This is a genomic window from Faecalibacterium sp. An58 (assembly GCF_002161515.1).
Classification (GTDB): Bacteria; Bacillota; Clostridia; order Oscillospirales; family Ruminococcaceae; genus Faecalibacterium; species Faecalibacterium avium.
Window position 1 is genome coordinate 87876 of sequence record NZ_NFHX01000005.1, and the last position, 25105, is coordinate 112980.

At 65.4% G+C, this 25105-nt stretch carries 22 protein-coding genes and 1 rRNA gene; all 23 read right to left on the bottom strand.

Annotated elements, in window-relative coordinates; genetic code table 11:
* Positions 1 to 11: 11 nt before the first annotated feature.
* Entirely contained in the window at positions 12 to 515 is a 504-nt protein-coding gene (locus B5G12_RS05980) for a YqeG family HAD IIIA-type phosphatase (RefSeq protein WP_087232383.1), read from the bottom strand.
* Between the two features lie 103 nt (positions 516 to 618).
* The gene (rpsU, locus tag B5G12_RS05985; protein WP_087170910.1) at positions 619 to 795 is read right to left on the bottom strand and encodes a 30S ribosomal protein S21; all 177 of its coding nucleotides are present in this window, start codon (positions 793 to 795) and stop codon (positions 619 to 621) included.
* 163 nt (positions 796 to 958) lie between these two features.
* Entirely contained in the window at positions 959 to 3508 is a 2550-nt protein-coding gene (gene leuS / locus B5G12_RS05990) for a leucine--tRNA ligase (protein WP_087324253.1), read from the bottom strand.
* A gap of 52 nt (positions 3509 to 3560) precedes the next feature.
* Positions 3561 to 3965 (bottom strand): ribosome silencing factor, encoded by a 405-nt coding sequence (gene rsfS / locus B5G12_RS05995; RefSeq protein ID WP_087324254.1) that lies wholly within the window; start codon positions 3963 to 3965, stop codon positions 3561 to 3563.
* Between the two features lie 36 nt (positions 3966 to 4001).
* The gene (locus B5G12_RS06000; RefSeq protein ID WP_242955956.1) at positions 4002 to 5489 is read right to left on the bottom strand and encodes an LCP family protein; all 1488 of its coding nucleotides are present in this window, start codon (positions 5487 to 5489) and stop codon (positions 4002 to 4004) included.
* A 115-nt stretch (positions 5490 to 5604) separates the two neighbouring features.
* Positions 5605 to 6195, bottom strand: coding sequence for a bis(5'-nucleosyl)-tetraphosphatase (symmetrical) YqeK (yqeK, locus tag B5G12_RS06005; RefSeq protein ID WP_087324255.1), 591 nt, complete (start codon positions 6193 to 6195; stop codon positions 5605 to 5607).
* Between the two features lie 37 nt (positions 6196 to 6232).
* The gene (gene nadD / locus B5G12_RS06010; RefSeq protein WP_087324256.1) at positions 6233 to 6901 is read right to left on the bottom strand and encodes a nicotinate (nicotinamide) nucleotide adenylyltransferase; all 669 of its coding nucleotides are present in this window, start codon (positions 6899 to 6901) and stop codon (positions 6233 to 6235) included.
* Positions 6898 to 7194 (bottom strand): YhbY family RNA-binding protein, encoded by a 297-nt coding sequence (locus B5G12_RS06015; RefSeq protein WP_087232368.1) that lies wholly within the window; start codon positions 7192 to 7194, stop codon positions 6898 to 6900. The genes nadD and B5G12_RS06015 overlap by 4 nt, the downstream gene beginning before the upstream one ends.
* 13 nt (positions 7195 to 7207) lie before the next feature.
* Positions 7208 to 7846, bottom strand: coding sequence for an RdgB/HAM1 family non-canonical purine NTP pyrophosphatase (gene rdgB, locus B5G12_RS06020; protein ID WP_087232448.1), 639 nt, complete (start codon positions 7844 to 7846; stop codon positions 7208 to 7210).
* Between the two features lie 2 nt (positions 7847 to 7848).
* On the bottom strand, positions 7849 to 8796 hold the full coding sequence (gene ftsY / locus B5G12_RS06025) for a signal recognition particle-docking protein FtsY (RefSeq protein WP_087324257.1): 948 nt from the start codon (positions 8794 to 8796) through the stop codon (positions 7849 to 7851).
* Positions 8797 to 8834: 38 nt separating this feature from the next.
* On the bottom strand, positions 8835 to 12392 hold the full coding sequence (gene smc / locus B5G12_RS06030) for a chromosome segregation protein SMC (RefSeq protein WP_087324258.1): 3558 nt from the start codon (positions 12390 to 12392) through the stop codon (positions 8835 to 8837).
* A gap of 3 nt (positions 12393 to 12395) precedes the next feature.
* Complete coding sequence (gene rnc / locus B5G12_RS06035) at positions 12396 to 13070, bottom strand: ribonuclease III (RefSeq protein ID WP_087232359.1); 675 nt, start codon at positions 13068 to 13070, stop codon at positions 12396 to 12398.
* A 20-nt stretch (positions 13071 to 13090) separates the two neighbouring features.
* On the bottom strand, positions 13091 to 14128 hold the full coding sequence (gene plsX / locus B5G12_RS06040; protein WP_087324259.1) for a phosphate acyltransferase PlsX: 1038 nt from the start codon (positions 14126 to 14128) through the stop codon (positions 13091 to 13093).
* 30 nt (positions 14129 to 14158) lie between these two features.
* Positions 14159 to 15520: a methylenetetrahydrofolate--tRNA-(uracil(54)-C(5))-methyltransferase (FADH(2)-oxidizing) TrmFO gene (gene trmFO, locus B5G12_RS06045; protein ID WP_087324260.1), complete on the bottom strand. Its 1362-nt coding sequence runs from the start codon at positions 15518 to 15520 to the stop codon at positions 14159 to 14161.
* An 11-nt stretch (positions 15521 to 15531) separates the two neighbouring features.
* On the bottom strand, positions 15532 to 17616 hold the full coding sequence (topA, locus tag B5G12_RS06050) for a type I DNA topoisomerase (protein WP_087324261.1): 2085 nt from the start codon (positions 17614 to 17616) through the stop codon (positions 15532 to 15534).
* 61 nt (positions 17617 to 17677) lie between these two features.
* Positions 17678 to 18859 carry a DNA-processing protein DprA gene (dprA, locus tag B5G12_RS06055; RefSeq protein WP_087324262.1) on the bottom strand — a complete coding sequence of 394 codons (1182 nt, stop codon included), beginning with the start codon at positions 18857 to 18859 and terminating at the stop codon, positions 17678 to 17680.
* Complete coding sequence (locus tag B5G12_RS06060; protein ID WP_087324263.1) at positions 18856 to 19638, bottom strand: TrmH family RNA methyltransferase; 783 nt, start codon at positions 19636 to 19638, stop codon at positions 18856 to 18858. The genes dprA and B5G12_RS06060 overlap by 4 nt, the downstream gene beginning before the upstream one ends.
* 164 nt (positions 19639 to 19802) lie before the next feature.
* The gene (gene rplT, locus B5G12_RS06065; RefSeq protein ID WP_087232341.1) at positions 19803 to 20153 is read right to left on the bottom strand and encodes a 50S ribosomal protein L20; all 351 of its coding nucleotides are present in this window, start codon (positions 20151 to 20153) and stop codon (positions 19803 to 19805) included.
* 62 nt (positions 20154 to 20215) lie between these two features.
* Positions 20216 to 20419, bottom strand: coding sequence for a 50S ribosomal protein L35 (gene rpmI, locus B5G12_RS06070; protein WP_087232338.1), 204 nt, complete (start codon positions 20417 to 20419; stop codon positions 20216 to 20218).
* Positions 20420 to 20438: 19 nt separating this feature from the next.
* A complete protein-coding gene (infC, locus tag B5G12_RS06075; RefSeq protein WP_087232335.1) occupies positions 20439 to 20990 on the bottom strand; it encodes a translation initiation factor IF-3 in 552 nt (183 codons plus the stop codon).
* Between the two features lie 900 nt (positions 20991 to 21890).
* Entirely contained in the window at positions 21891 to 22559 is a 669-nt protein-coding gene (locus tag B5G12_RS06080; protein WP_087324264.1) for a P-II family nitrogen regulator, read from the bottom strand.
* On the bottom strand, positions 22560 to 24092 hold the full coding sequence (locus B5G12_RS06085) for a DUF1538 domain-containing protein (protein WP_087324265.1): 1533 nt from the start codon (positions 24090 to 24092) through the stop codon (positions 22560 to 22562). It abuts the gene before it with no gap.
* Positions 24093 to 24825: 733 nt separating this feature from the next.
* Positions 24826 to 24942, bottom strand: a 5S ribosomal RNA gene (rrf, locus tag B5G12_RS06090).
* Positions 24943 to 25105 lie beyond the last annotated feature (163 nt).

Below are 25105 nucleotides of genomic sequence, written 5' to 3' on the forward strand. Positions count from 1 at the left end.
GCGGGGCTGTGTCACAGCAGTTTTCCTCCTTTGTCGTAGTAGGCTTGCCAGTGGCGGCGCTCCCACTTGCGCTTGAGGCGCACCTGCGCCCCCAGGTCGGGGCCCCGGGGCACCACCATCAGGGCCGGGATGCCGTAGAGGGCGGCGGCCAGGCGGTCGGCGTACAGCTGGTCCCCCACCATCGCCATCTGCCGCCGGGACACCCCCAGACGGCGGCGGGCCGCCATCAGCCCAAAGGGCAGGGGCTTGGCCGAGCGGGAGATATACGCAAGGCCCAGGCGGCGTGCAAAGGGTTCCACGCGGCGGCGGGAGCCGTTGGACACCAGCGTCAGGCCCACCCCCGCCTGCCGCATGGCCTCCAGCCAGGCGGCCACGTCGGCGCTCAGCTCCTGGCTGCGGTCGCCGGTGAGGGTGTTGTCGATATCCAGCACCAGGGCCCGCACCCCCTTCTGCGCCAGAAAGGCGGGGGTGATGTGGGTGACATCCTGAAAGACATACTCGGGGGTGATCAGCATAGGGCTGCTCCTTCCGTGCAACAAAAATGGGAGAACCCGCACGGGGTTCTCCCACATCGGCGTTAGCAACGCAGCGGTCCTTTGGACCGTGGGCAAAGCTCAATTACTTGTACTTGCGCTTGCGGGCCGCTTCCGACTTCTTCTTGCGGCGAACAGAGGGCTTCTCGTAAGCCTCGCGCTTACGAACCTCTGCGAGCACGCCACTGCGGGCGGTGCTCCGCTTAAAGCGACGCAGTGCGCTTTCCAGCGACTCGCCCTCTTTAACACGAATTTCCGACATCTTATCCCTCCCTTGGACCGTGAGGCGGGAATTTCGTTGTTACAGAGTAACTAACAGAGACAGTATAGCGCATTTTCGCGTTTCAGTCAACCTTTTTATCAAAGTTTTTCCGGGCCGGTTTCTTAACAATTCGTGAAAACGCCGCGCTCCGGTTTGGCGCTTTTCAGCCCTTGGCCGCCAGATTGACCAGCCGTCCCTTGACGTAGATCTCCTTGACCAGGGTCTTGCCGGCCAGGGCGGCGGCCACCGCCGGCTCGGCTTTGGCCTGGGCGATGGCGTCGTCGGCGGTGATGTCGGCGGGCACGGTCAGGCGCGCCTTGACCTTGCCGTTCACCTGCACGGCGATCTCCACCGTTGCCTCCACGCACTTGGCCTCGTCGTAGGCGGGCCAGGGGTAATAGGCCAGCTGCTGGTCGTGGGTGTGGCCCAGCTTCTCCCACAGCTCCTCGGTCATGTGGGGGGCAAAGGGGTTGAGCAGCTGCACCAGGGTCTCGAACTCGGCCCGGGTGGCGCCGCCGTTGTCGTACAGGGCGTTGACCAGGGTCATCAGCTGGGCGATGGCGGTGTTCATCTTGAGGCCCTCGATGTCGGCGCCCACCTTCTTGATGGTCTGGTGCATCAGGGTCTCGATGGCGGGACGGTAGCCCTCGCCCTCCACCAGCTTCTCGGACAGGCCCCAGACGCGGTCCAAAAAGCGGTTGCAGCCCGCAATGGCCGAAGTCTGCCAGGGCGCCGCCTGTTCAAAGTCGCCCATGAACATCTCGTACAGCCGCATGGTGTCGGCGCCGTAGGCGGCCACCACGTCGTCGGGGTTGACCACGTTGCCCAGGCTTTTGGACATCTTGACCACCGGGTGCCGGGCCATCTCGCCGTACTTCTCCTCCAGGGCGCGCTCGGCGGCCTTCTGGTTGCCGTACTGCTCCAGCAGGGCCTTCTGCTCGTCGGCGGGGAGGTTTGCAAAGTTGTGGGGGTTGAGTCCCAGGATCATGCCGTGGGAGGTGCGCTTCTGGTAGGGCTCTGCGGTGGGCACCACGCCGATGTCATACAGGAACTTGTGCCAGAACCGGCTGTACAGCAGATGCAGGGTGGTGTGCTCCATGCCGCCGTTGTACCAGTCCACCGGAGACCAGTATTCCAGGGCCTCTTTGGAGGCCAGGGCGTCCTGGTTGTGGGGGTCCATATACCGCAGGAAATACCACGAGGAACCGGCCCACTGGGGCATGGTATCGGTCTCCCGCACGGCGGGGCCGCCGCAGCAGGGACAGGTGGTCTTGACCCAGTCGGTGTGGCGGGCCAGGGGGCTCTCGCCGTCGGGGCCCGGCTCAAAGTCCACGATGTCGGGCAAAGTCAGAGGCAGGCTGCTCTCGGGCAGGGGCTGCCAGCCGCACTTGTCGCACTTGACCATCGGGATGGGCTCGCCCCAGTAGCGCTGGCGGCTGAACACCCAGTCCCGCAGCTTGTAGTTGACCTTCTTGTGGCCCTTGCCGTTCTCCTCCAGCCAGGCGGCCATCTTTTCCTTGGCGTCGGTGACCGACAGCCCGTCCAGGAAGCCGGAGTTGACCAGGGTGCCGGTGGCCACGTCGGTGAAGGCCTCTTTGTCCAGGTCGGAGGGCGTCTTGCCCTTGACCACCTCGACGATGGGCAGGCCGAACTTTTTGGCGAACTCCCAGTCGCGGCTGTCGTGGGCCGGCACCGCCATGATGGCGCCGGTGCCGTAGGTGGCCAGGACATAGTCCGAGATGAAGATGGGGATCTGCTTGCCGTTGACCGGGTTGATGCCCATGACGCCGTCCAGCCGCACGCCGGTCTTTTCCTTGTTGATCTCGGTGCGCTCAAAGTCGCTCTTGCGGGCGGCCTCAGCCTGGTAGGCCTTGACCTCGTCCGCGTTGCGGATGACGCCCTCCTCCATCCAGCGGGCCAGCAGGCTGTTCTCGGGGGACAGCACCATGTAGGTGGCGCCGAACAGGGTGTCGCAGCGGGTGGTGTAGACGGTCAGGGTGTCGCCGGTGGTGGTGCCGAAGTCGATCTCGGCGCCGTAGCTGCGGCCGATCCAGTTTTTCTGCTGGGTGACCACGCGGTCGATGTAGTCCAGGCCGTCCAGCCCGTCGATCAGCTTGTCGGCGTAGTCGGTGATCTTCAGCATCCACTGGCTCTTGACCCGGTGCACCACCTCGCTGCCGCACCGCTCGCACACGCCGTTGACCACTTCTTCGTTGGCCAGCACGCACTTGCAGCCGGTGCACCAGTTGACGTTCATCTCTTTCTTGTAGGCCAGGCCGTGCTTGTACAGCTGCAAAAAGATCCACTGGGTCCACTTGTAGTATTCGGGATCGGTGGTGTTGATCTCACGGTCCCAGTCGAAGGAGAAGCCCAGGCTCTTGAGCTGGGCGCGGAAGCGGTCCACATTCTTCTTGGTGACGATGGCCGGATGGATGTGGTTCTTCATGGCGTAGTTTTCGGTGGGCAGGCCAAAGGCGTCCCAGCCCATCGGATACAGCACATTGTACCCGCACTGGCGGCGGCGGCGGGCCACCACGTCCAGGGCGGTGTAGCTGCGGGGATGGCCCACATGCAGCCCGGCGGCGGAGGGGTAAGGGAACTCCACCAGGGCGTAGAACTTGGGTTTTTGGGGATCGATCTCGGCGTGGAAGGTCTTTTCGTCCTCCCAGACCTTCTGCCACTTGGCCTCGACGGCTTTGAAATCGTACTTCATCTTGCAATCAGCTCCCGTTTTACTTCACTTTATAAGACTTTCCCCACAGCGGTCACTGTGCGGCCCCGGCGTCCTCGTCCGCCCCGCCGGCCTCCTCCAGCCAGGCCGAGACGTCCACCGTCTCGGCGTCGGCCCACAGGTGCTCCAGGTCGTAATAGGTGCGGGTGCCCGGCACAAAGACGTGGACGATCACCCCGGAATAGTCCAGCAGGATCCAGTTTTTGGAGTCGAAGCCCTCGGTGTGGTAGGGCTCCACCCCCTGCTGGGACAGCTGGTACTGCACCTCGTCGGCCAGAGCGGCCACCTGGGTGGTGGAGGTGCCCGACGCGATGACAAAATAATCGGTCAGCACCGTCAGATCTTGCACCTTGAGCACCCGGAGCTGCTGGGCCTTTTTCTTGTCCAGGATCTTGGCAATGCGGATGGCAAGGTTCTTGCTGTCGTTCAGGTTTTCCATAAGCTCCCTTTCTTTGAACAGTTTCGTTTGGATCGGTCAGGCGGCCGGCTGCTGGCCCGCCCCTGCGGGCTGGCCGTCGGTGGTCACGGCGCCCTGCACATCGGTGTCACCTTCCAGGATGGCGTCGTCCGATTCCTTGTCCAGCTGGCCCACAAACTGGATGTTGGCGCTGGTGGAGATCGAGCCGTGCGGCCAGTCGTCGGTGACCAGGTTCAGTTCTTCTTCGCTCACCGGGCCGGTGTAGGTGCGGAAATAGGTGTTCAGCAGCTCGGCGATGGAGCCGGCGTCGGGCACCACGCAGGAGTAGCCCGCAGAGGTCTCGGTGGCCCCGATGTAGGGCACGCCGCCCGAAAAGACCGGCGTCTGGGCGATCATGATGTTGGCGCTGTCGATCCGCATGAAGGAGACCGCCAGCTTGCCCAGGGTGACCAGGTCCATATCCGTCTCGATATAGTTGTTGAAAATGATGGGCATCTGGTTGAGGATATCCTGAATGCCCATCGAGCGGGCCCGCTTGAACAGGGCCGCATAGAAATACCGCTGCATATTCAGCCGGTCGATGTCCGAGTTCTCGTACCCTTCCCCGTGCCGGTTGCGCACAAAGAACTCGGCCGACGCGCCGTCCAGGTTGCGGTAGCCCTTGGCCAGGTAGCTGCCGTTGTACTCCATATCGTGGGGGATATACACCTCGATGCCGCCGAAGTTGTCCACCACTTCGGTGAGGGCCTGCATATTGATCGAGACGTAGTAGTCCACCGGCAGCTTGTACTGGTCGTAGATCACCTCGGCCAGGGCGGCGATGCTGCCGCCGTTGGACAGGGCCACCGAGTTGATCTGGTAGTTGGAGGCGCGGTAGGTCTTGCCGCTGGAGAGGGTGACGGTGCGGTTCCCGGTGGTCACCAGGGTGTTGCGGGGGATCTGCAGCATCCGCAGCGCGCCGTTCTTGATATCGAACTGGCAGTAGAGGATCATGTCGGTCATGCCGTCGTTGCTGCCGTCGGCGCCGTAGCCCCGGCCCTCCTCATAGTCGATGCCGCAGACCAGGATGTTCACCACATCCCCCTTGTACTCCTCCAGCGTCTGGATCTCCTCCACGATGGAGGGGGCGTCCGACTCGGGGCGGATGCTCTCCTGGATCCGGCTGACGTAGTTCACCGCGTAGATCACCCCGCAGCCGATGAGGGCCATACAGCCCAGCACCACCGCCAACGGCAGCCACAGGGGGGAACGGCGGCGCTTTTTCTTTTTGCCGCCGCCCTTTTTGCCCCCGGATGAATGGCGGGGCGGCTCCTTGCCGCGCGGCGGGTCCTGGTCCGGAGCGCTGTGCGCTGGCTCCTGCCGGGGCCGGGGCACGGCGTCCCCGGGCTGGGGCCGGAAAAAGCTCTGGCCGTCGTCCTCCTGGGGTGCGTCTGCCTGGGGCGGCACGGGGGGGCGGGGCGGCACGCCGCCGCCACTGGCGCTGCCCCCCGGAGAAGGCATGCCCAGTGAACGGTCTGTATTGATACGGCGGGGCGTTCCACTCATAGTCCAGTCTCCTTCAGGGGCCTGTGTGCACAGGCTGTGTGTCGTTGCCGCCCAAGCGGGCGGCACAGTCTTTTAGTAGTATAGCATTCTCGGGCGGAATCTGCAATCCGTTTTATCAAACCTTCACCTTTCCGTCCTTTTGGGCCGCCGTCTTCCGGATGTCCTCGAGGGTGGCGGCGGACATGGGGTCCAGCGGCCGCCCCCCGTGCCGGACAAAGCCCACCGACTGTTCCAGGGCGGCCAGCATGGCCCGGTCGATGTCCTCGAACTCCAGCCGGCGCAGCTGCTCCACCCCTTCAAAGTCCCGCTCGGCGCAGGTCATGTCGGCCAGGTAGAGGATCTTGTCCAGCAGGGACATCCCCGGCTTGCCGGTGGTGTGGCAGGCCACCGCCGAGAGGATCTCGGGGTCGGTGACCCCCCACTGGGTCTGGGCCAGGATGGCGGCGCACACCCCGTGCCACACGGGGGTGGGGCGGTTCTCGGTGTCGCCGGCGAGATCCGGGTACTGGCGCAGCAGCTCCAGCTGCCGGGCGGTGGGCATCTCCTTGGCGGTATCGTGCAGCAGGGCGGCCAGAGCGGCCTTGTGCGGGTCGGCCCCATAGCGGCCGGCCAGCCGGACGGCCATCTCCTCCACGTTCAGGGTGTGCTGATAGCGCTTGTTGCCCAGGTGTTTGCGGGCCAGGGCCTTTGCTTCCTCAAGATCCATAGAGCAGCCTTCCTTTCCTATACACAGTGACGCGTTTTTACGACTCCCCGGGATGGCGGCAGCGGCGGGGCGGAGCGGGCGGCTCGGGGTGCCGGTACAGCCCCTCCCGGCTTATCACCTGCCGCACCTGCAAAGGCAGCGCGGCGGCGCAGTCCTCGCCGGCAGCCAGGCGCCGGCGTATCTCGCTGCTGGCCATCGGCACGGCCCGGGCCGGCGCCATCAGGATGCGGCTGCCGGACGGGTCCAGGGCGCGGGCCGCCCGGTGCAAAGCGGGGTCGTCCCCGATCTCGCGGCTGACCACCACCAGGCGGGCCAGGCGCAGGATATCCTGCCAGCGGTACCACGCCCGGAACGATTCCAGCATATCGCTGCCCACCGTCAGATAGAGGGTGGCGCCGGGACAGCGTGCCGCCAGCATCTCCAGCGTCAGGACGGTGTAGTTGCGACGGCCCTCCCGGGCCTGGCACACTTCCCAGTCGCTGACGGTCAGCCGGGGCAGGCCGGGCGTTCCTTCCAGCGCATAAAAGCAGCGGCACATCTCCAGCCGCAGCTCGGCCGGGGTGGCGCTGGCCGCCTTGTGGGGGGGCACCCCGGCGGGCATCACCACCACCAGGTCGGGCCGGACCCGCCCGGCTGCGGCGCGCAGATTGTTCAGATGGCCGTTGTGGGGCGGGTCGAAGGTGCCGCCGTACAGCAGCAGTTTCATTTCAGCAAGTCAGCGTAGGCGCTGTCCTTTTTCTTTTGCAGATACAGCACGAACTTGGAGCCGATGACCTGCACGCAGTCGGCGCCGGTGGCCTCGGCCAGCAGCACCGAAGCCTCCCGGGCGTTGTACATGCTGGTCTCCAGCACCTTGAGCTTGATCAGCTCCCGGGCGTCCAGGCAGTTTTTCACCGCGTCGATGAGGGGCTGGTCGATCTCCCCCTTGCCGATCTGAAAGACCGGGTCCATGGTATTGGCCTTGCCGCGCAGGATGGCGCGCTGTTTACTTGTAAGCATGGTGTCTCTCCTTTTATGTCTCGCTCAAAAATGCGGGCAGACGCTTTTCCAGCTCCTCCAGGGCGCGGCCCCGGTGGCTGATGGCGTCCTTCTCCTCGGGGGTCAGCTGGGCGTAGCTGTCGTGTTCGGTGTTGGGCCGCTTGCCGCCCCCCGGCACGCCCCGCTCGTCGGGGATGAACAGGGGGTCGTAGCCAAAGCCGTAGTCCCCGGGCTGCCGGGCAAACGCCACGCGGCCGGGGCACTCCCCCATGCAGGTCAGGGCGCGGCCGTCGGGCATCATCAGGCAGACCGCCGAGACGAATCTCGCCCCCCGCTTTTCCGCGGGCAGGTCCTGCATGACCCGCAGCAGCTTGTCGTTGTTGGCCTCGTCGTCCCCGTGACGGCCGCAGTAGCGGGCGCTGTACACGCCCGGCGCGCCATCCAGCGCGTCCACGCACAGGCCCGAGTCGTCGGCGACGGTGGGCAGACGGCTGGCGGCCGCAAAGGCTGCGGCCTTGATGGCCGCGTTTTCCGCAAAGGTGGAGCCGGTCTCCTCCGGGTCGAGGTCCAATCCCAGCTCCTTCTGGCTGAGCACCTGGTGGCCCTGGGCCTCCAGGATCCGGCGCAGCTCCCTGAGCTTGCCGGGATTGCCGGTGGCTGCACAGATCTTCATGGTCAGCTCCTCCATTTCCGGGGCAGCAGCTCCTCCACGAAGCCCGCCGCATCAAAGGGCAGCAGGTCGTCGATGGCCTCCCCCACCCCGATGAACCGCACCGGCAGGCCCAGCCGCTGCTTGACCGCCACCACGCATCCGCCCTTGGCGGTGCCGTCCAGCTTGGTCAGGATGACCCCGCTGGCGTCGGCGGCGCGGCAGAATTCCCGGGCCTGGCTGATGGCGTTCTGGCCGGTGATGGCGTCCAGCACCAGCAGCGTCTCCAGGCTGGCCTCGGGGGCGGCCTTGCGGACGCTGCGGCTGATCTTGGACAGCTCGGCCATCAGATTGGCCTTGTTGTGCAGCCGTCCGGCCGTATCGGCGATGACCATATCATAGCCCCGGGCCTGGGCCGACTTGACGGTGTCAAAGATGACCGCCGCCGGGTCGGCGCCCTCCCCCGCCTTGACGATGGGGACGCCGGCCCGTCCGGCCCAGATGTCCAGCTGCTCGCTGGCGGCCGCACGGAAGGTGTCGCCGGCGGCCAGCATCACCCGGCGGCCCTGCTCGCGGTAGTAGCTGGCCAGCTTGGCGATGCTGGTGGTCTTGCCCACCCCGTTCACCCCGATCACCAGGATGACGGCGGGATGGCCGTCCAGCTGCATCTCGCGCTCCGGCTCCATCTCCTGGCGCAGGATCTCCCGCAGCGCGTCCATGGCCTGGTCGCCGGTCTTGAGATGCTGGGCTTTCACTTCTTCCCGCAGCCGCTCCACCAGATGCAGGGCCACTTCGGCCCCCACGTCCGCCAGGATCAGCTGCTCCTCCAGCTCGTCGTAGAGATCGTCGGTGATCTCCGCGCCGGTGAGGGTGTTGATGATGCTGCCCCAGAAGCCGGTGCGGGTCTTTCTGAGGCCGTTCTCCATTTTCTCTTTGGTTTTTTCTATGTCTTTCTTTCTGCCGAACAGGCCCATAGGGGAACCTCCTGCCGTTTTGTGGGATGTATGTGCGTTCAGGACACCAGGCTGGCGTCCACATGGTCCAGATCCAGCCGGAGCAGTTTGGACACGCCGTCCTCCTGCATGGTGACCCCATACAGGACGTCGGCGGCCTCCATGGTGCCCCGGCGGTGGGTGATGACGATGAACTGGGTCTTGTCGCTGATCCGCCGCAGATACTGGGCGAAGCGGGTGACGTTGGCGTCGTCCAGGGCGGCCTCGATCTCGTCCAGGATGCAGAAGGGCGAGGGGTTGACCGCCAGGATGGCGAAGTAGATGCTGATGGCCACCAGCGCCCGCTCCCCGCCCGAGAGGGCTTCCAGGTTCCGGATCACCTTGCCCGGCGGGCTGACCTGGATCTCGATGCCGCTGACCAGCACGTCGCCGGGGTCTTCCAGCGCGAGGGCGGCCTGCCCCCCGCCGAACAGCTGGGCGAAGGCCTGGCCGAAATGCCGGTTGATGGCCGCAAAGTTGCGGCTGAAGATCTCCCGCATCTGGCCGTTCAGCTCCCCGATCATCCGCACCAGGCGGTCCTTGCTCTGCTGCACGTCCTCCACCTGGGCTTTCAGGGTCTGGTAGCGGGTCTGTACCTCCTGGTACTCCTCCACCGCCCCCACATTGACGCTGCCCAGGGCGCGGATCCTGCCCCGCACCTCGGCCACCTGGGCCCGCAGGGCGGCCATGGACGAATAGTCCACGCACAGCCCGGCCGCGTCGGTGGGGGTCAGCTGGTACTCGTCCCAGAGCTTGGCGGCCAGCTGGTCGTACTCCCCTTCCGCCGCGCTCTTGCGCTCGGACAGGCGGGCCATCTCACGGCCGGCCTCCTCCCGCTGCTCGGCGGCGGCCCGGGCGGCGGCCTGGGCCCGGGTCTCGGCGGCCTGCTGTTCCAGCCGGCGGTCCGCCGCATCCCGGATGGCGGCCTCTTTCTGGCGGATGGCCTCCCGGCTGCGGGCCGTCTCGTCCTGCACCTGCCCGATGGCCTGGGCAAGGCGGGCGTCCTGCTGTTCCAGCTGCCGGATGTTCTCCTCCAGCTCCCGGCGGCGTGCGCCGGCATCCGCGAGGCGGGCTTCCCAGTCCGCGATGCGGCTGCGGCACAGCTCGGCGTCCTTTTGGCGGGCCAGCTGTTCCAGGCGGGCCGCTTCCAGCCGGCCGGACAGTTCCGACTGCCGGGCCGCAAAGTCATCGTCCCCGGCGCTCAGCTGCTCCAGCTGCCGGGTCAGACCGGCGGCCAGGGCTTCCTGCTGCTGCCTGCGCCCGGACGCGGCTTCGGCGTCCTTCTGCCGGGCGCGGATCTCCTCCTCCAGCGCTTCGGCCCGGGCGGCGGCCTGGGCGGCGGCCTCCCGGCCCTGCTGCACCGCCTGTTCCAGACGCCGGCGTTCGGCGTCGGCCCGCAGCCGGTCGTCGGCGGCGGTGCGCTCTTCGGCCTGGGCGGCGGTCAGGTCGGCGGACACCGCGTCCACCTGGCTCTTGCACTGGGCGGCGCGGACGCCGGCCACCGTGCAGTCCTGCTCCAGGGAGGCGATCTTCTTTTCCAGGTCCCGGATCTCCTGACGCCGGGTGAACAGCCCCGCCGACCGCTGTACGCTGCCGCCGGTGAAGCTGCCGCCCGCGTTGACCACCTGGCCGTCCATGGTGACCACCCGGTTGCGGTAGCCCAGGCTCCGGGCCGCCTTGCCGGCGGCGTGGATGTCCTCCACCACCACCACCCGGCCCAGAAGGTGGGAGACGACGTCCCGGTAGCGCGCGTCGGCCTGCACCAGACTGCTGGCCAGCCGGGCCGAAAGGGGCAGTTCCCCCCGGAACAGCCCGGGCTGGACGGTATCCAGGGGCAGAAAGGTGGCGCGGCCCGCGTTCTTTTGGCGCAGCAGGGCGATGGCGGCTTTGGCGGCCGCCTCGTTTTCCACCACGATGTTCTGCATGGCGGCCCCCAGGGCGGTCTCCACCGCCACCTCGCACCCCGGCTCCACCGTCAGGATGGAGGACACCGGCCCGATGATCCCCCGCAGCCGTCCCCCGGCGGCCGCCTGCATGACGGCGCGGACCGAGTGCTGGTAGCCCTCCATGTTCTTTTCCAGTTCCTGCAATACGGCCAGGCGCTGGGCGGCGGCGTCCCGGCTGCGGATTGCCGTCTGCTGCTCCTCCCGGGCGGCGGCCAGGGCCTTCTGGCGGCTGGCCAGCTTGAGGGAAAGGCCCGCCCGGACGTTGGCCAGCTGCTTCTGGCTTTTGTCCAGCATCTCCAGATAGTGCACCGTATCGGTCAGGCTGGCCTGGTCCTCCGCGAGCTTTGCCTGCTGCTGCCGGGCGGCGTCCTGCGCCTCGGGCAGACGGCCGGCGGCGGCCTGCCGGGCGGCTTCGGCGGCGGCCTCCTCCACACGGGCGGCGGTCTGCTGTGCCGAGGCCTCCGCCAGCCGGCGGCGCAGCTGTTCCTCGAGGGCGCTGGCCGCGTCGGTGCGGCTTTGCAGCTGGGCCAGCTGCTGTTCCAGGCTGTCGATCTGCCCGGAGAGGGCTTCGGCCTGCCGGTCGGCTTCGTCGGCGGCGTCCTTCTGACGCTGGAGCTCCCGGGCGGCGTCCTGCTGGCCGGACAGCCCCTGCTCCAGCTCCTGCCGCAGGGCTTCGGCGCTCTGGCGGCCGTGGGCGCGGTCGTTTTCCAGCACCGCGATGCGGCTGCCGCTGGTGCTGATCTGTTCGGTGATACTGCGGATATCCCCATTCAGGCGCTCGATCTCCACCGTGAGGCGCTGCGCCTGCATACGGATCTCCTCAGCCTCCCGCTGGGCGGCCTTGTCCGCCTGGTCCTGGCGATCGTAGGCGGCCTGGGCGGTCTCGCAGTCCCGGGCCAGCTGCTGTATGGCCGCGCGGGCGGCCCGGATGCCCTCCACCCAGAGCGTCACCTCCAGGCTCTTGCGCCGGGCGGCCAGCTCCAGGTAGGCGCGGGCCTTTCCGGCCTCCTTTTCCAGGGGGCCCACCCGGCTTTCCAGTTCCTGCAAAATGTCCCGCAGCCGCTCCAGATTGGCTTCGGCCCCGGCCAGCCGGTGTTCGGCCTCGGTCTTGCGGTAGCGGTAGCGGGCGATGCCGCAGGCGTCCTCAAAGATCTCCCGCCGCTCGCTGCCCTTGGCGGCCACGATCTCGGCGATCCGGCCCTGGCCGATGATCGAGTAGCCGTCCCGGCCGATGCCGGTATCCAGCAGCAGCTCATAGATATCCTTCAGCCGGCAGGCCTGGCCGTTGATGGTGTACTCGCTGTCCCCCGAGCGGTAATACCGCCGCCCGATGGTCACCTCGCCGGCGTCCAGGTCCAGGGTGTGGGCGGTGTTGTCCAGCGTCAGCCGCACCGATGCATAGCCCATGGCCCCCCGCCGGGCGGCGCCCCCGAAGATGACGTCCTCCATCTTGCCGGCGCTGCGCAGCTGGCGGCTGCTGGTCTCCCCCAGCACCCAGCGCACCGCGTCGGACAGGTTGCTCTTGCCCGAGCCGTTGGGCCCCACCACGGCGGTGACGCCCGGACCGAAGGCGATTTTGACCTTGTCGGGGAAGCTCTTGAACCCCTGGATCTCCAGCTCCTTCAGTACCATGCGTTACTTTTCCTGCAGCACGCCCAGCAGCTTCAGGGCCTCCCGGGCGGCGTGCTGTTCGGCGGCCTTCTTGCTCTTGCCCTCGCCCCGGGCCACGCAGTCCGAGTTGAACCGCACCGCCACCACGAAGTGCTTGTCGTGGTCGGGGCCGGTCTCCTTCTCCACCACATAGCTCAGCCGTTCCTCGGGGTTCTGCTGGACGATCTCCTGCAGGCGGGTCTTGTAGTCGGCCTCGGCGTGCTTGCCCTCGGTGATGAAGGGCAGGATGAACCGGCGGGCCGTCTCCATCCCGCCGTCCAGGTAGAGCGCGGCGATGAGGGCCTCAAAGGCGTCGGACACCACGCTGGGCCTCTCCCGGCCCCCGCAGCGCTCCTCGCCCTTGCCCAGCCGCAGATAGTCCCCCAGGTGGATCTCCTGGGCGAACTGGAACAGGGCCCCCTCGCTGACCAGGCTGGAGCGGATGCGGGTCAGATCGCCCTCGGGCCGGTCGGCGTAGGCGTGGAACAGATAGTCGGCCGACACGATCTGCAGCACGCTGTCCCCCAGGAACTCCAGCCGCTCGTTGTGGGCCACCGGGGTCCGGCTCTCGTTGGCGTAGCTGGTGTGGGTCAGGGCGGTCAGCAGCAGGCCCGGGTCCTTGAAGGTATAACCGATGATCTTTTCAAGCGGATGCGCCATCCGTGCGCCCTCCTTCCGGTTCATTCTTCCGCCCCGCCGGCGGCTTTGGCGGCGGCGTTGGCGGCGGCCACATCGTCCAGGGCGGCCTGCATGGTGCCGCACAGGTCGTTCTCCACGCAGATCTTGGCCTGGCGGATGGCGTTCTTGACCCCCTTGGCCTTGGACGAGCCGTGGGCCTTGATGACCGGCTGCCGTGCCCCCAGGAAGGGCGCGCCGCCGTATTCCTCGCTGTCCATCTGCTTTTTCAGTCCGGCGATGGGGCCGCGCAGCAGCAGATAGGCCAGCTTGGTGGTAAGGCCGGACAGGAACATCTCCTTGATCATCCCCATGATCATCTTGGCCACGCCCTCGGTCAGCTTGAGCACCACGTTGCCGGTGAAGCCGTCGCAGACCACCACGTCCGCGCTGCCGGAGGGCACGTCCCGGGGCTCGATGTTGCCCACAAAGCGGATGCCGGGGGTGGTCTTGAGCTGCTGGTGGGCCTCACGCAGCAGCGGGGTGCCCTTGGACTCCTCGGCGCCGTTGTTCACCAGGGCCACGGCGGGGTCCTTCCGGCCCTCCACCCGCTGCATATAGCAGCTGCCCATGACGGCGAAGGCCTCCAGCATATCCACCCGGCACTCGACGTTGGCGCCGGCGTCCAGAAGCAGGTAGGGCTTTTTCTGGGCGGGGATGAGGGTGGCCAGGGCGGGGCGCTTGATCCCCCGCAGGGTGCGCACGATCAGGCTGGTGCCCACATGGAGCGCGCCGGTGCTGCCGGCCGAGACGAAGGCGTCCCCCTTGCCCTCCTTGAGCATATTCAGGCCCACCACGATGGTGGAATCCTTCTTCTGGCGGACGGCGCGGGCCGGCTCGTCGCACATCTCGATGTTCTCGGAGCAGTGGACCAGCCGGATGCCGTCCAGGGAGATATGGTTGTCGGCGGCCGTCTTGCGGATCAGGGCCTCATCCCCGAGGCCGATGATCTGCACGCCGTATTCCTTGACCGCCTGTGCGGCCCCGTCCAGCGGGGCCAGGGGGGCGTTGTCGCCGCCCATCAGATCCACGATGATTTGCATAGTCTTGTTCCTTTCTGCCTGTTTGCAGGCTCATGCCTGGGCATCCACCCAGCGCTGCATACTGGCCGCCGCCCGCTGGGCCTGGGCCAGGTAGCGCAGGCGCTTGTCCCGGGGACGGTCCTCCAGAGGGGGCAGGATGCCCATATTGGCCCCCATGGGCTGGAAGTGCTTGTTCTCTGTGGTCAGATAGCGCACCAGAGCCCCGCACATGGTGTCGGGCGGGGGCGGCGTATAGGGCCGGCCGTTCAGCCTGGCCCAGATGCTCCGGGCGGCCAGCAGGCCGCAGGCCGCGCTCTCCATATAGCCCTCAAAGCCGGTGATCTGGCCGGCGAAAAAGACGTCGGGGTGCTCTTTCAGGCACAGCTGGGCCGTCAGCACCCGGGGCGCGTCCAGGAAGGTGTTCCGGTGCATCACCCCATAGCGGACGAACTCGGCCCGCTCCAGGCCGGGGATCATCGAGAACACCCGCTTCTGCTCGCCCCATTTGAGGTTGGTCTGGAAGCCCACGATGTTGTACAGGGTGCGCTCGCGGTTCTCGGCCCGCAGCTGGACGTTGGCCCAGGGGCGGTGGCCGGTGCGGGGGTCCACCAGGCCCACCGGCCGCAGCGGCCCGTAGCGCATGGTATCGGCCCCCCGGGCCGCCATCACCTCGATGGGCATACAGCCCTCGTACACCGTCACCGTGTCGGCCTTCTTCCCCACCGCGTCGGGGTCGGGGGCGGCGCACCCCTCCCGGTCAAAGTCGTGGAGGGGCGCCCGCTGGGCGGTCACAAGGGCCTCGTAAAAGGCCTCGTACTCGGCCTTGCTGAAGGGGCAGTTGAGGTAATCCGCCTCCCCCCGGCCGTAGCGGGACGCCGCGAACACCTTGTCGTAGTCGAGGCTCTCGGCGGTGACGATGGGGGCCACCGCGTCGTAAAAGTGGAGCCGGCTGTCCCCGGTCAGACGGGCGATCTCGGCGGCCAGGGCCCCTTCGGTGAGGGGGCCGGTGGCCACCAGCACCGGACGGCCCTGAGGGATCGCGGTCGCCTCCTCGCGGCGGACGGTGATGTTGGGGTGGGCCTCCACCCGGGCGGTGACGGCGGCGCTGAACGCGTCCCGGTCCACGGCCAGGGCGCCGCCGGCCGCCACCCGCACCGACTGGGCCGCCGGCAGAAGGCTCGAACCCATCTGCCGCATCTCCTCTTTCAGCAGGCCGGACGCCGAGTCCAGACGCTCGGCCTTGAGGCTGTTGGAGCAGATCAGCTCGGCAAAGCCGGGGTTTTGGTGGGCGGGGGAAAAGCGGGCCGGCTTCTGCTCCCAGAGGGTGACGGCCACCCCCTGCCCGGCCAGCCAGAGGGCGGCCTCGCAGCCGGCCAGGCCCGCCCCCAGGATATCAATGTGAAATGGATCCATAGTATCTCCTGTCAGGTGTTTTTGGGCGCCGGCATCTCAAAGCCGCAGCCCTCTTTGGCGCAGTAGAGCCGGGAACCGTGGCGGAACAGGGTGGAGCCGCACTTTTCGCACTTCTGGGCCACCGGGGTATCCCAGGTCATGAAGTCGCAGTCGGGGTAGCGCTCGCACCCGTAGTAGATCCGGCCCCGGGCGCTCTTGCGCTCCAGGATCCGGCCCTGGCCGCACTTGGGGCAGATGCCGCCGGTGTCCTTGACCAGGCGCTTGGTGCCCCGGCACTCGGGGAAGCCGCTGCAGGCCAGGAACTTGCCGTACTTGCCCACCTTGATGACCATGGGCCGGCCGCACAGGGGGCAGACCTCGCTGGAGGGCTCGTCGGGCACCTTGATCTTTTTGCCCTCCATATTCTTTTCGGCGGCCTGGAGGCTGGCGTCAAAGCCCTTGTAGAAGGCGTCCACCGTCTGGCGCCAGTCGGCCTTGCCGCTCTCGATCTTGTCCAGGTTCTTCTCCATCTGGGCCGAGAAGTCCACGTCCACGATGTGGGGGAACTGCTCCAGCATCAGTTTGTCCACCGTCCGTCCCAGGGGGGTGGGCTTGAGCTTTTTCTGGTCCCGCTCCACATAGCCCCGGTCGATGATGGTGGTGATGATGGGCGCATAGGTGGAGGGCCGGCCGATGCCGTTCTCCTCCAGGGCCTTGATGAGGGAGGCCTCGGTGTAGCGGGCGGGGGGCTGGGTGAACTTCTGCTCGCTCTTGAGCTGGACCAGATCCAGCCGCTGGCCCTGTTCGAGGGGCGGCAGGGCGGTCTCCTTCTTCTCCTTCTCGTCGGCGGCCTCCTCGTACAGGGCGGTGAAGCCGTCGAAGGTGACCGTAAAGCCGCTGGCCTTGAACCGGTAGGCCCCGCCGCAGACCGTCACCGACACGGTATCCATCTGGCAGTCGGCCATCTGGCTGGCCATGAAGCGGCTCCAGATCATCCGGTAGAGCTTGGCGGTATCCCCCGAGATGCTCTTATCCACCTCGTCGGGGGTCAAGGCCGGCATCGAGGGCCGGATGGCCTCGTGGGCATCCTGGGCGGCGGTGGCGCTTTTGGTCTTCCAGGTGCGCTTGTACGGGCAGATATACGGCTGGCCGTAGGCCCCTTCGATATAGGCCCGGGCGGCGGCCACCGCCTCGTCCGAGATCCGCAGGCTGTCGGTACGCATATAGGTGATGAGGCCCACCGTGCCGTATCCGGCGATGTCCACCCCCTCGTACAGGGTCTGGGCGGCCCGCATGGTGCGGGTGGCGGTGAAGCCCAGACGCCGGGACGCCTCCTGCTGGAGGGTACTGGTGATGAACGCGGGGGTGGGCTGCTTGCTGCGCTTGCCCTTTTTGAGTTCCCCCACCGTGTAGACGGCCCCTTCCAGCCCCTTCTCGATGGCGCGGGCCTCCGCTTCGGTGCGGGGCAGCAGCTTTTTGCCCTTCTCGTCGGCGGCCAGTCGGGCGGTGAACCGCTTGCCGTGGCTGCTCAAGGTGAGGTCCACGTTCCAGTATTCCTCGGGCACGAAGGCTTCGATCTCCTTCTCCCGGTCGTCGATCAGACGGACGGCCACGCTCTGGACCCGGCCCGCCGACAGGCCCCGGCGGATCTTCCGCCACAGAAAGGGGCTGAGCTTATAGCCCACCAGCCGGTCCAGCACCCGGCGGGCCTGCTGGGCGTTGAACAGGTCCTCATTGATGGGCCGGGGATGGGCCATCCCCTCCTTGACCCCCTTCTTGGTGATCTCGTCGAAGGTGACCCGGTTGGGCTGGCTGGGGTCGATGCCCAGCAGCCCGGCCAGATGCCAGCTGATGGCCTCCCCCTCCCGGTCCGGGTCGGTGGCCAGCAGCACGCCGTCGGCCTTCTTGGCCTTGGCTTTCAGCTCCCGGATCAGCTTCTCCTTGCCCTTGATGTTGATGTACTGGGGCGTATAGCCGTGTTCCACATCGATGCCAAGCTGGGAGGTAGGCAGGTCCCGGATATGGCCCATGCTGGCCGTCACCTCGTAGTCCTTGCCCAGATATTTGCCAATGGTCTTCGCCTTTGCGGGCGATTCCACAATAACCAGTTTTGCCATTTCTTACACTTACCTCGGTCTGCCCCCGGCGGCGGGGGCTTTTGTTTCAGGTTCTGCCATTTCAGAGCGAAATATACCGCTGGCCCGGCAGCGGCCCGACTGCGCCGTCCAGCTCCAGCCGCATCAGCAGGGCCGAAAGCTCGGCCGTACCGGCCCGGCAGCAGGCGGAAAGCTCCTCCACGCTGGCCGGACCTCGCTCCAGGCGGTCCAGCACGGCCCGCTCCAGCGTCCCGGCGGCGGCTTCTTTCCGGGCGGCTCTGGGCCGGGCGGGCGCGGGCTTTTGGACCGGGAGCGCAGGCTTCTCCCCGTTCATCCGGCGGAGGATGCCGGCGCCGTCCATCACCAGTTCCGCGCGGCCCTGGGCGATCAGGAGGTTGGAGCCGCGGGAGAGCGTCCGGTCCATCCCGGCGGGCACGGCGTAGATCTTCCGGCCGTACCGCTCGGCGTGTTCCACCGTGGACATGGTGCCGCTCTTTTCCCCGGCCTGCACCACCACCAGCGCCCGGGACAGCCCCGCGATCAGGCGGTTGCGCAGCAGAAAGCCCTTCTTGCCCACGCCGTCCTCACCGGGGGCGTACTCGCCCACCACGCAGCCATGCTCGATCGCCGCGCGGCGCAGCTCGATGGTGCTCTTGGGATAGGGCTTGTCGATGGGCACCCCCTGGACCCCGATGGTGGGGGCCTTCTCGTCCACCGCCGCCTGATGGCAGGCGCCGTCCAGGCCAGTGGCCAGGCCGCTGACGATGACCGCGCCCTGCCGGGCCAGCTGCCGGCCCAGCTCGGAGGCGGCCCACAGGCCGTACTCGTCCGGATGGCGGCTGCCCACCATCCCCACCAGGCTGCCGGCGTTGAGCCAGGACGGGTCCCCGATGCAGTAGAGCACCATCGGCGGGTCGGGCAGGTCCAGAAGGGAGCGGGGGTAATCGGGGCTGCCGTAGGGCAAAATGGCGATCCCCTGCCTGGAGCACTGGTCCAGACGCCTGCGGCAGACCGCCAGGGCCTGCTCGGTATCCCGCAGCCGCTCCTGCTGCCGGGCTCCGCCGCCCAGCATCCGGCCAAATCCCTCGCTGTTCCGGCTCCGCCAGACGGTGATGGGGTCGGCGCCGTACCAGCGGAGGAGATTGCGGGCGTGGGGATGCCCCGGGCCCAGAACGTAGGCCAGCCACAGCCAGCACAGCTGGATATCGGCCTCCTTTGCGCCGGCCTGTCTTGCTTTTTCAACGGTATCAATGGAACGGCTCATACTTCTACCTCCCGGAAATGCCACAACAGGATGCTGCCGGCGATGCCGGCGTTCAAGCTCTCCACACGGTCGGTCATGGGGATACGGACGGCGGCGTCACAGGCCGCGATGGTATCCCCCTCCAGACCCTGGCCCTCGCTGCCCACCACCACGCATACCCCGCCGAGGTGCGCGGCCGGGACCGGGCCAAGGGGTTCGGAATGCTCCAGCGCTGCCGCCAGGCACCGGATGCCCAGCTGCCGCAGCCGCGCCAGCGCCGGGGGCAGCGGCCCGGTCTCGATGACCGGGACCCGCACCGCCGCGCCCATCGAAGCGCGCAGGGTCTTGGGCGCATAGGGCGAGGCGCAGCCCTCCGAGAGGATCACCCCGTCGAAGCCAAAGGCGGCTGCGCTGCGGATGAGGGTGCCCACGTTGCCGGGGTCCTGCACCCGTTCGAGGGCCAGATACCGCCCCCCGCGCCGCACCTCATCCAAGGTATGCTGCGGGGTACGGAACACCCCGAACACTCCCTGCGGGGCGGGCACGCCGGCCAGCTTTTGGGCCACGTGCTCCTCCACCAGGAAGTGCTGCCCGGGCAAGCCGGCCAGTTCCGGGCACTTTTGGGCGGCTGCGGCGGTATAGAACAGCTGCTCCAGCGCCGCGCCCCTGGCCAGCTCGGGGCAGAGTTTGCGCCCCTCCGCGAAAAACCGGCCCTCGCTGCGCCGGAAGCCGGGGCTGTCCGCCAGCTTGCAGGCGTACTTGACCTTCGGGTTGTCGCGGCTGGTGATCTTCTCGTCCATGGTCTCTCCTTTCGGTCCAAAAGCAAAAACAGAGCCGTCCCGGCCGCGCAACGCGGCAGGGCACCGGCCCTGTTCTGTCTGCCTGCCAGGCGTTCAGGGCCTTGCATTCCAACACATACAAAATCGACGCCCGCGTGTGCGCGCGGGCGTCTTGGGAAACTTTATCAGGCGTTCTTGACCGATTCCACCAGAGCGGCAAAGCTCTTGGGGTCGTTGATCGCCATCTCGCTGAGCATCTTGCGGTTCAGCTCGATGCCAGCCTTCTTCAGCCCGGCCATGAAGGTGGAGTAGTTCATGCCCAGAGGACGGACTGCGTTATTGATGCGGCAGATCCACAGGTTGCGGAACTGACGCTTCTTCATGCGGCGGCCAGCCAGAGCGTAGTTGCCGCTCTTCATGACCTGCTGCTTGGCCATCTTGAAATGCTTGCTCTTGGAGCCGTAGAAGCCCTTGGCCAGCTTGAGCATCTTCTTGCGACGTTTGTGGGTCATGGTTGCGCCTTTGATACGTGCCATTTTTTCTTATCTCCTTTTAACGATACAAACGAAATCTCGATCCTGTCACACAAGGGGGCCGATCAGCCGTAGGGCAGCATCCGCTTCAGGGTGGCGGCGTTGGTGCTGTCCACATAGCAGGGCTGACGGTAGCCGCGGGTGGTCTTGGTGGTCTTCTTGGTCAGGATGTGGCTGCGGAAGGCGTGGCCGCGCTTGATCTTGCCGTTCTTGGTGAGCTTGAAGCGCTTCTTTGCGCCGGAATGGGTCTTGAGTTTCATCTTAGCCATTTTCGGTATCCTCCTAGAATCAATCCTTATTGGGTTTTGGTGTCAACAGAATGGACATGGTGCGCCCTTCCAGCACCGGCGGCTTATCCATCGACGCCTGGGGCAAAGCGGCCGCAAAGCGCTTGAGCACGTCTGCGCCCAGGGCGCTGTGGGCCATCTCGCGGCCACGGAAACGGATCGAGGCCTTGACCTTGTGTCCTGCGGCCAGGAACTTGGCCGACTGGGTCACCTTGGTGTTGAAGTCGTTGGTGTCAATATTGAGCGAAAGGCGGGTCTCCTTGACCTCGACCACTTTCTGGTTCTTCTTGGCTTCCTTCTCCTTCTTCTGCTGCTCAAAACGGTATTTGCCGTAGTCCAGCAGCTTGCACACGGGGGGCTTGGCCTGGGGCGCGATCTTGACCAGATCCAGCCCGGCCTCCTCTGCGGCGCGCATGGCGGCCTGAATGCTGACGACGCCCTTTTGTGCTCCGTCCGCACCGATCAGGCGGACTTCCCGATCACGGATCTGACCGTTGATCTCCAGTTCCTTCGTTTTCCCAGTGGTAGCGATTGTCGATGCACCTCCAAACAATAATGTCAACAGAAAACGCGGCCGCCTCATCCAAGGCAGCCGCGCACAGATACACACTCAGCACGCCCTCCTTGCAGAGAGCTTGCGTCCTGTATAGCCCGGGGCCTCTCAAGGGACCCGCAAGGCGAGCGCGGCATGGCCGTAGCTGCTTTCTTTACTCGATGATTGTACCACACCCCTGCGGCGCTGTCAAGGGGGAATGTGGGGCTTTTTTCACGGCAGCGACAGCGAAGCGCGTCCTGTGGACGAAGCAGCGAGCTGTCGCTGGCGCCGCGCTCCGGTTTTTGCAAGCGGGCGCCGACCCGCGCCGCAAAAATCGGCTAAGCGCAAGAGGAAATGCCCTCTTGACAAGCTGCGCCCTGTGTGTATGCGTCCAGAGCGCGACGCATTTTAGCGCTTTTTGGGGGCTTGACAAGCCATGTCTATTGTTTGACACCCAACCAACTGCATGATTTGAATGAAATGCATGGTTTACACGAACGGCGACCGCGTCCTGCGGACGAAACAGGGAGCCGTGAGTGGCGCCGCGCTCCAATTTTTACAAGCATCATCCTTGATGCGCCGGAAAAATTGGTTAAGCGCAAGAGGATTCATTTTCCCTACCCGTAGAAAATCATTCAAATCATGCAAATCATGCACTTTGTACGACACCAAACAAAAAAGCCCCCGCCGGGTGGGCGGGAGCAGTTCACGGGAGTGTCAGACTTTCAAAAAGTCCCGACCGGACGACATGTGCGTACGGTCGGGACACATACAGGGAAATTTGGCGCTGAGAGTGTGCGAGGCCGCAAGGCCGAGTGCGCGGTTCAGCGCTAAATTTTGTCCCCAGGGGGATACCAGGGGGAAGGAATTTCTGTCGCGCGACTGCGCGCAGAAATGGGTTCCCCCTGGAGTATGCCGTCAATCGTCTACCTTGCGCAGGCCGATGACGTCCGAGACGGGCAGCGAAAAGCAGATCGCGCCCGCTTTGGTGCCCGCGCCGGTGGTGGTGTTGATGGCCGACATGATGGCGGCCTTCTGGCCGGCGGGAGCCACGATGTACAGGATGTCCTTCTCCTCCGCCAGGGATACGCCGAAGAACTTCTCGGCCTGTTTTGTGCCGGTGCCGCGTGCGTGCAGCACGGTGCCGCCGCCGGCTCCGGCCGTGCGGGCCGCGTCCATTACGGCGTCCGAATAGCCCGCGTTGAGCACCGCGATGATCAGCTCGTGCTCAAACTGCATGGCGGGCGCGCCCCCGGTGGGGGCCTTGTTGCCTGTCAGGTATGCCAAAGTCCTGCCTCCTCCTACGCTTTTGATGGGGATGGTGAGCATGATGCCGTTGCCCGGGATATCCATGAACAGCTTGCGCTTGGCCGCCCGGATCAGCCGTTTGGTGCTCTCGGCGTCGGCCACCGTGGACACGATGGCCTTTTCAGTGTTGGTCAGGCCATAGATGGACAGCTGTTCGCTGGTGGCGGTGCCCTTGCCCAGCATGACAAGGCCCATGTTCAGCTCCAGGTTCTGGAACAGGGTGGCCAGCTCCTGGATCTGGTCCCGGTCGGTGATGCTGATGATGTAGTTCAGTTCCATTCAGGCCACCTCCTCCCACAGTTCGATGATCTCGTTGTCGCCAAAGGCCGGCATCGCCTGTGCGGCAGGCTGCACCGAGCGGCGCAGCTTGACCACATACACCGCGCCCATCACCTGCACGGTGATGAGGGGCATCAGGGCCACCAGGGCCACCAGGCCGAAGGCGTCGGTCATGACATTGCCCCCCAGGGTGCTGCACGCGCCCATCGCAAAGGGCAGCATAAAGGTGGCCGTCATGGGGCCGGAAGCCACGCCGCCCGAGTCAAAGGCGATGGCGGTAAAGATAGGGGGCACCACGAAGGTCAGGACCAGGGCGAGCAGGTAGCCCGGGACCAGGATCCACAGGATGGGGATACCGGTCAGCACCCGCACCATCGCCAGGCCGTTGGCGGTGGCCACCGCGATGCACAGGCTGCGGCCCATCGCTTTGGCCGAGATGGCGCCGCTGGTCAGGTCCTCGACCTGCTTGTTCAGGACGTGGACGGCCGGTTCGGCGTTGATGATGAACCAGCCCATCAGCACCGCCAATGGCACCAAAAGCAGGCCCATGCCCTGGTTGACCATTTCGCCGCCCAGCACATAGCCCAGGGAGGAGAAGCCCACCCCGACGCCGGTGAGGAACAGCACCAGACCCACATAGGTGTACAGGATACCCACCACGATGCGGGCCAGCTGAGCCACCGGCAGCCGCAGGGCCGCCAACTGGAACAGCAGAAAGAACACGAAGATGGGGGCCAGGGCGGTGGCCACCTCCTCCATATAGCCGGGCAGGGCGGACAGATACCCCCAGCCCAGGCTCATCGAGTCCTCAAACTCCAGAATGACCGTCTCGGAGGAGCCGGCGCTTCCCGGATAGAGGAAGCCCAGCAGCAGCACCGCCAGGATGGGCCCGATGGAGCACAGCGCCACCAGGCCAAAGCTGTCGTCTTTGGCTTTCTCGTCGCTGCGGATGGAGGCCACGCCCACGCCCAGCGCCATGATGAACGGCACCGTCATGGGGCCGGTGGTGACGCCGCCCGAGTCGAAGGACACCGCCAGAAAGCCGGGGTCGGACAGAAAGGCCAGCACAAACACCAGCCCATAGAACGCCAGCAGCAGCCACCGCAGCGGGATGCCCAGCAGGATGCGCACCATACTGACGGCCAAAAACAGGCCGACGCCCACCGACACGGTGGCGATCAGGGCCATCCGGTCGATGCCGGGCACATTGGTGGCCAGGACCTGCAAGTCCGGCTCGGCCACCGTGATGACCACGCCCATGATAAAGCTGAGGGCCAGGATCAGCCAGATGTTCCGCGATTTGGTCAGTCGTGCGCCGATCAGATTGCCGATCTGGCTCATGGATTGCTCCGACCCCAAAGTAAACAGGGCCATACCGGCGATGATCATGACCGTGCCCACCAAAAAGGACAGCATCAGCCCCGACCCCACCGGCACAAAGAAAAAGCAAAGCAGACTGACGATCAGCGCAATGGGCAGCACCGAATCCACAGCCTCCTGCAATTTCTCAGAGAGTGCGTTTTTACGGATCAAATCGTAGCTCCTTTCTTATAAAGAATGTGTATCGTCCCTGTAAAAGTATAGCATATTTTCGGGACAGAGGCAATTCAAAGAGTAAAATGATTCCGGAGTTTCACGATTTGTTTTAATTGTCTCAACAACTGCCGTGACGCTGCCCGCTGGGGCCAGAGGCCGACGCATTTTGGCGCTTTTTTCCCTCTTGACAAGCCATGTCTATTGTTTGATACCGTACCAACTGCATGATTTGAATGAAATGAATGATTTGAATGATTTCTCTACCCGGAGAAAATCATGCAAATCATGCAAATCATGCACTTTGTACGACGCCAAACAAAAAAGCGTCGCGGTTTTGGAAGCGCCGGGGATATTGGAGCGCCGCGCCCGCCAAAGCGGGCGCATTTAGGATTGGAGCGGCGGGAGGCTGAATCCTCTTGCGCTTAGCCGATTTTTGCGGCGCGGGATGGCACCCGCTTGCAAAAACCGGAGCGCGGCGCCACTCACGGCTCCCTGTTTCGTCCGCAGGACGCGGTCGCCGTTCGTGTAAACCATTCATTTCATGCAAATCATTCACTTTGTAAGACATCGAACAACTTAAAAGTCTCGGCCCTCCCCCTCTGGCCCCAGCGGGCAGTGCAAGTAAAACGGATATTAATATAAAAGGTAAAGATAGCCCTCTATCTGTGCACACAGCGCCCAAAAAGCAAAACCCCCAAGGCATACGCCTCAGGGGTTCTGTTTTGAGAGAAGCCGGCATCTACCTATTTTCACAGGCCGTGTCCAGCCAACTATCTTCGGCACAAGTGAGCTTAACTTCTGTGTTCGGAATGGGAACAGGTGGGACCTCACCGTCATCGACACCGGCTGCCCGGAATCTATCTTCCGGACATATCTCTCTATTCTCTTTTCGAAGGACGTGCCTTCAGAACTGAATAATAATCTGCTTTGCAATCAGAGTACAAGTGCTTTTACCTGGTCAAGCCCTCGGTCTATTAGTACACACCTGCTGAATGGATCGCTCCACTTAC